Raw genomic sequence first — 2,402 nt, forward strand, 5'->3', positions numbered from 1 at the left:
TTTGAATAGTAAACCAATGGCAGGACTAAAAACAAATCGTAAACCTGTCGTAGGATTAAATCAAAAAAACTGTCAACTATTTTTAGGACGATACAGGCTTTGTTATTAAGAAGTATTTTGAACTTGACAAATAGCAATACTGCTGGTAACAAAAGGTTTTGTGCAATTGGGGCAGGACGTTGAAACAATCATCGGCAGTGCATATCCAAGCTTTATATTCGGCGGACGTAATTCTGTTGGGCAGTAGTTCTAAACTTCGACTTTTAGTTATAAATTTAGCTTCAGTTCCGGGCGGACAGTTGGTCAATTCCCCAACTGCACAAAGCCTCGAACGTTGGCGGTCATTGTAACAGACACCCTGCTCAAAGACAATACCTTTCTTCATTAGAATCATCCAGACAAAAAAATCAAAGAAATATTTGAGCAATTAAATAATTGCACATATATTTGCAACCACTTAGTAGCATATAATTATACAATGGAAACAAGACGAGATGCTTTTCAAGCAATAGCAGACCCAACAAGACGAGCAATTATTTTACTTTTAACTGTTGGTGCAATGACTCCAAATGCAATTGCTAAATATTTTAATTCAAGCAGGCAAGCGGTTTCAAAGCATTTGCAAATTCTCACAGAATGCGAAATATTAAAACAGGAGCAACAAGGTAGAGAAATTCACTACCATTTAAATGCCGACAAAATGAAAGACATAGAAAAATGGTTGGAACAGTTTAAGCAAATGCTTGTCAAACGTTTTGACCAATTGGATACCGTTTTAGAACAATTAAAATCAAAAAGAAAATGAAACCAAACTTAAAATTTGACTTCATAGTAAACAAGGAGAATAACACCGTAAACGTGAAACGAGAGTTTGCTGCAAACCTTGAATTGGTTTGGGAATCGTGGACAAATCCTAAAATTCTTGACCAATGGTGGGCACCTAAACCCTATCAGACAAGAACAAAGTCAATGGATTTTAGAGAAGGTGGAATGTGGCTTTACGAAATGTATAATACCGAAATTAAAAACCAGCAAGAATGTCATTGGTGTAAAATTGATTACATCAAAATTGTTCATCAGTCTATGTTTTCAGGTTTAGACGCTTTTTGTGACGAAAACGGAATTGTAAATCAAGAAATGCCGAGAACTCAATGGACAAATGAGTTCAATGAAAATGGAGAAAAAACCCTAGTAACCATAACAGCCAAGTACAACAGTTTGGCTGACTTAGAAAAGATCATTGAAATGGGTTTTAAAGAAGGCTTTACAGTGGCAATGGAAAACCTTGACCAATACATTGAAACACAATTTAAACTTCGTAAACAAAATAAAACAAACAATATGGCAAGAGTATCAACTTATGTAAATTTTCAGGGTAACACTGAAGAAGCATTCAATTTCTACAAATCCGTTTTTAAAACAGATTTTATAAATGGAATCAAACGCTTTGGAGACCTTCCTGCTGACCCAAATCATCCACCAATTGCAGAACCGGTAAAAAAAATGGTCTTGCATATTGAACTTCCAATTCTTGGCGGACACATTTTAATGGGGACTGACGCACCCAAAGAAATGGGATTTACTCTGACACAAGGAAATAATATGCACATCCAACTTGAACCTGCTTCAAGGGAAGAAGCCGAAAGATTGTTTAATGAACTATCTATTGATGGTAAAGTAGAAATGCCAATCCAAGATATGTTTTGGGGTGCGTATTACGGAAGTTTTACAGACAAATTTGGAATCAATTGGATGATAAACTATCAAGAGAAATAAGCAATGAAACGATTAAATATTTTCTATTGGGTTTTTACAGGTTTGTTAATCCCAAGTTTGGGTTACGGCTCAATAATGGAACTGATGGGAAACCCACAATCAATTGAAATAATTACTTCTCTTGGCTATCCTGCTTACCTTTCGCCCTTTTTAGGTGTTGCACGAATTTTAGCATTAATAGCAATCTTTACTCCTAATTTTCCAAGACTAAAAGAATGGGCATATGCAGGACTTGTGTTTGATGTTATTGGTGCAACTTACTCACAAATTGCTGTTGGAAATCCATTGACATATACCATATTTCCAACAATCATTTTAGGAGTAATTTTAGGGTCATATTACTTCCATCACAAACGGTTGACAGTAAACTCTTAGACTTTGAAAACCAATATGAAAGAACAACGAACCGCCAACACGGGTTTTGCGTCAGGCGGGCTGACGTGCAAACTTGGAGCTTTGTGCTTCTATTAAACTTTAGTAATAAATTGAAGTTTTGTGCTCCGAAACCCGCCCGAACGCAAAGCCCGAAACCGTTAGCGGTCATTGTAGAACGAAAATTCCAACATTCAAAGACTGACAAAAAATATAAATTATTACACATTGTAAAATGGCAAAACAAACGACTA

General features: G+C 35.9%; 3 protein-coding genes. All 3 read left to right on the forward strand.

What is annotated here, in order from left to right; translation table 11 throughout:
* Positions 1-478 precede the first annotated feature (478 nt).
* Genes LX80_RS14275 through LX80_RS14285 form a run of 3 tightly spaced genes read left to right on the forward strand, consistent with a single transcriptional unit; the run spans position 479 to position 2,151 of the window.
* Positions 479-805, forward strand: coding sequence for an ArsR/SmtB family transcription factor (locus LX80_RS14275; RefSeq protein ID WP_111297320.1), 327 nt, complete (start codon positions 479-481; stop codon positions 803-805).
* Positions 802-1,776 (forward strand): SRPBCC domain-containing protein, encoded by a 975-nt coding sequence (locus LX80_RS14280; protein WP_111297321.1) that lies wholly within the window; start codon positions 802-804, stop codon positions 1,774-1,776. Before LX80_RS14275 ends, LX80_RS14280 begins: the two co-directional genes overlap by 4 nt.
* A gap of 3 nt (positions 1,777-1,779) precedes the next feature.
* Positions 1,780-2,151, forward strand: coding sequence for a DoxX family protein (locus LX80_RS14285; protein ID WP_111297322.1), 372 nt, complete (start codon positions 1,780-1,782; stop codon positions 2,149-2,151).
* The last annotated feature ends 251 nt before the right edge of the window (positions 2,152-2,402 follow it).

The sequence above is a fragment of the Hydrotalea sandarakina genome (assembly GCF_003254115.1).
GTDB classification, from domain to species: Bacteria; Bacteroidota; Bacteroidia; order Chitinophagales; family Chitinophagaceae; genus Hydrotalea; species Hydrotalea sandarakina.